Origin of the sequence: Haliea salexigens DSM 19537 (genome assembly GCF_000423125.1) — a bacterium.
Classification (GTDB): Bacteria; Pseudomonadota; Gammaproteobacteria; order Pseudomonadales; family Halieaceae; genus Haliea; species Haliea salexigens.
Map to the genome: position 1 here is coordinate 1 of NZ_AUHJ01000057.1, position 2851 is coordinate 2851.

The 2851-nt window shown below is 52.6% G+C and carries 3 protein-coding genes; 2 read left to right on the plus strand and 1 reads right to left on the minus strand.

The features are described from left to right. Positions 1-24: 24 nt before the first annotated feature. Positions 25-1809 carry a DUF4158 domain-containing protein gene (locus tag G533_RS23030; RefSeq protein ID WP_051230704.1) on the minus strand — a complete coding sequence of 595 codons (1785 nt, stop codon included), beginning with the start codon at positions 1807-1809 and terminating at the stop codon, positions 25-27. Positions 1810-1916: 107 nt separating this feature from the next. Here G533_RS23030 and G533_RS0119165 point away from each other — a divergent pair, with 107 nt between their 5' ends. After that, positions 1917-2195 carry a type II toxin-antitoxin system TacA family antitoxin gene (locus G533_RS0119165; RefSeq protein ID WP_027951292.1) on the plus strand — a complete coding sequence of 93 codons (279 nt, stop codon included), beginning with the start codon at positions 1917-1919 and terminating at the stop codon, positions 2193-2195. Next, a complete protein-coding gene (locus tag G533_RS0119170; RefSeq protein WP_027951293.1) occupies positions 2192-2719 on the plus strand; it encodes a GNAT family N-acetyltransferase in 528 nt (175 codons plus the stop codon). The genes G533_RS0119165 and G533_RS0119170 overlap by 4 nt, the downstream gene beginning before the upstream one ends. The last annotated feature ends 132 nt before the right edge of the window (positions 2720-2851 follow it).

Here is a 2851-nt window from a genome sequence, read left to right on the forward strand (position 1 = left end):
GGGAGCAGGATGCACTCCTTCCTGTTAACCCGCTTTTCGCAGAATCTCAGCCCTCGTTGGGCTGCTTTTTACCCACAAATTTTCCTGAAGAGCCAGAACATCAAGCAGTCCCGTCATCGGCCATCGACTCGAGACCTCACGTTTCAGAGTTGCCAGGTTGATGGGGTCAGGGGACCGCTCAAACGGGGTGATAGAGATCTTGTTCTTGCCCTGGCTGAAAATTCTGACTTTTGGGTTGCGTGGAATCTGCTTGTTCAGGTTCTCAAGAGCCAGCTTGAGTTGATCACGAAGCCCGTCCGTAAACGCCACGGCATCGGTAGTTTGCCCGAGATTCTCATAGTAATCGGCCCTGTTTTGGTCAAAGTCCGGGGGCAAGTCATCGTCGGGGTTACGGTATCGGTCCGCGTTGGCCACCCAAATTTCTTTGCACCGCAATCGCTCACGTAAAGCCTGCAGCGCGCATATTTCGTAATTGATTCTGTTGATGCGATTTTCCCCGCGAACCTCCTCGATGACAATGTCTCGCCATTTGGCCTTGATAACGCCTTCAATAGGAATGCCCTCACCGAGTGTGATGTAGCGCTGCGTGTTTTCTCTATTTTTCTCTAACCACGCCAGGGTATCCAGTACAGGTCGGTGTCTGATATTGTTCGAGTGAAACTGTAATGCTTTCAATATCTCCGGGAGCATTCGGCGGTAGTGGTTTCCGTAAGAGGCTCGTATGATTTGGTGGACGCGCCGCTGATAGCTGGGGCCCGTTGCCTTTTGTTCTTTCTGCAGGCTCTGCAGAGTTGTCTCGCCGGCTACGGGATAGATTACATCCCTGACCCGGCCATCGGGATTCTCCAGTGCTGCCTCGGCGATCCGGTAGAGCAGGGCGTTCTTGTCGTGCACCCGCCTGAAACCACCCACAAATTCTTTCACCAATTTACGTTCAGCCCCTACTGACAACTTGTGAACGATTTGTATCAGCAGATCGACCAGCCCATCAATGATTTCTCGCCGTCTGGTGTAGAGAAAGATAGCGAGTAGGGCGTATCGGAGTGGTTCCGGGTGTCGTTTCACATCCCAGGCGCTCTCCGTACCGATACGTTGCCGATAGCGATGCAGGACCTTGGGGTGGATGTTCTCGAGCTGTTTTATGGGTAGTTTGATCGTTCGAATGAATGCCAATTTGGTTGTCTCATTGAGGACACTGTCGAGACCGACGCGCCCCGGATCGGACTTAATGTCCGTGAAGATTGCTTTGCCCTCCACGCTCTCCAGCGACTGGTCCAGTCGTTGTTTGCATTGTAGGGGCAGGCATTTACTGATGTGCTCGAAAAGCTCGTCCTCAAATTGTTGCTGGGCTGATCGGACAAGCCTGTCGAGCTCCTTCTCGGCCAGGCATTCGATTTTGCGTGTACGGAACCAGTCGAAAGCCAGCTCAGTGGCTTCACTGGTGTCGACACCCCGTGGATAGACGTTTTGAGCTAACCAGGCAGTAAAGTTTTCTTTATCGGCAGCAGAGACCCGTCGGATACCAATGAAGTCCAATATTTCCCGACGATGTCGAAAACTTGTACGACCTGACCAGCTATAGGACTGGAGCTGGCCCACGTCTGCCTCTATTTGGTTTGCGAGGTAATGGAGCACCGTGGGAGAAATATCTTTAGCGGAGGAGGGGAAGCGCCCCGAGTTCTTGTAGAACTTGAGTTGACTCACGAATGCGAGATGATTGCGGTTGGGCTTGGATTTGAGTAGCTGCATCTCCTCGAAGTTCAAGCTCCACTGATTTGCCAGTTCTTCGGTATCCCAGATCGATTTCATAGATGTTTGCCCCTTAGATCATGTACGCCTTAAAAGAGTATATATTGACATCGCATGCAGGCTGTGTACAATTTCAAGCTGTACAGATACAAGAGGAGGGCCATCAGATGCCCCGAGTGCCGGTAGAAAACAACGACCGTATGTCGCTGCGTATCGCTGCTGAGGAAAAGACTTTGCTGGTTCGCGCCGCCGCACTGCAACACACCAACCTGACTGAATTTGTGATTCGGACTGCGGTAGCGACAGCCAAGGACGTTATCGATCAGAGCGAACAGCTGGCGCTCACAGCGCACGATAGTTTGCAGGTGCTGGATCTTCTCGAAAATCCGCCCAAACCCAACAAAAAGCTTATGGCTGCGGCCTTCGCCATGCCAAAAAGTAAATGACGTTGCCCACCTGGCATGAAGAGGCTATTGAGAAGCGACACGATAGGGCGGGTTTTGACTGTGGCGAAACTGATCTGAACGAATTTCTTCAACGGCATGCCCGGAAGAGTCACGAGAAGGGTGGAGCGAAGACCTTTCTGGCGATTGACGATACCGATCACAGCAAAATCCTTGGCTTCTACAGTATTAGCCCTGCATCAATTGCCTATGAGTGCACGCCGGAGGTTGTGAAGCGTGGACTGGCTCGCCATGAAGTACCTGTCTTTAGATTGGGACGCCTGGCGGTCGAAAAATCGGCCCAGGGACAAGGATTGGGAGGGCAGTTGCTCCTCGCTGCGGGCCGTCGTGCTCTTTACGTTGCAGCGGAGGCGGGTGGTGTGGCATTGCTCATTGATGCCAAAAATGAACGAGTTGCAAAGTGGTATGCCAGCTATGGGGCGGTGCCGCTCCTGGGTGTCCCTCTGTCGCTACTTTTACCCTTCAAGACGGTTCATGCGGCCCTGACTGCAGCGGGTAAGCTCTAAAAGTTGGCAGTTATCGCAGCTATGCGGTCACTACCCCTCAACGAACAGGTGTAAGATATCAGCAGCTTTGCTCACATTGCGAGCTGCCTTTTGCCAATCCCGATAGACCCGTTCTTGGGCCATTTGATGCGC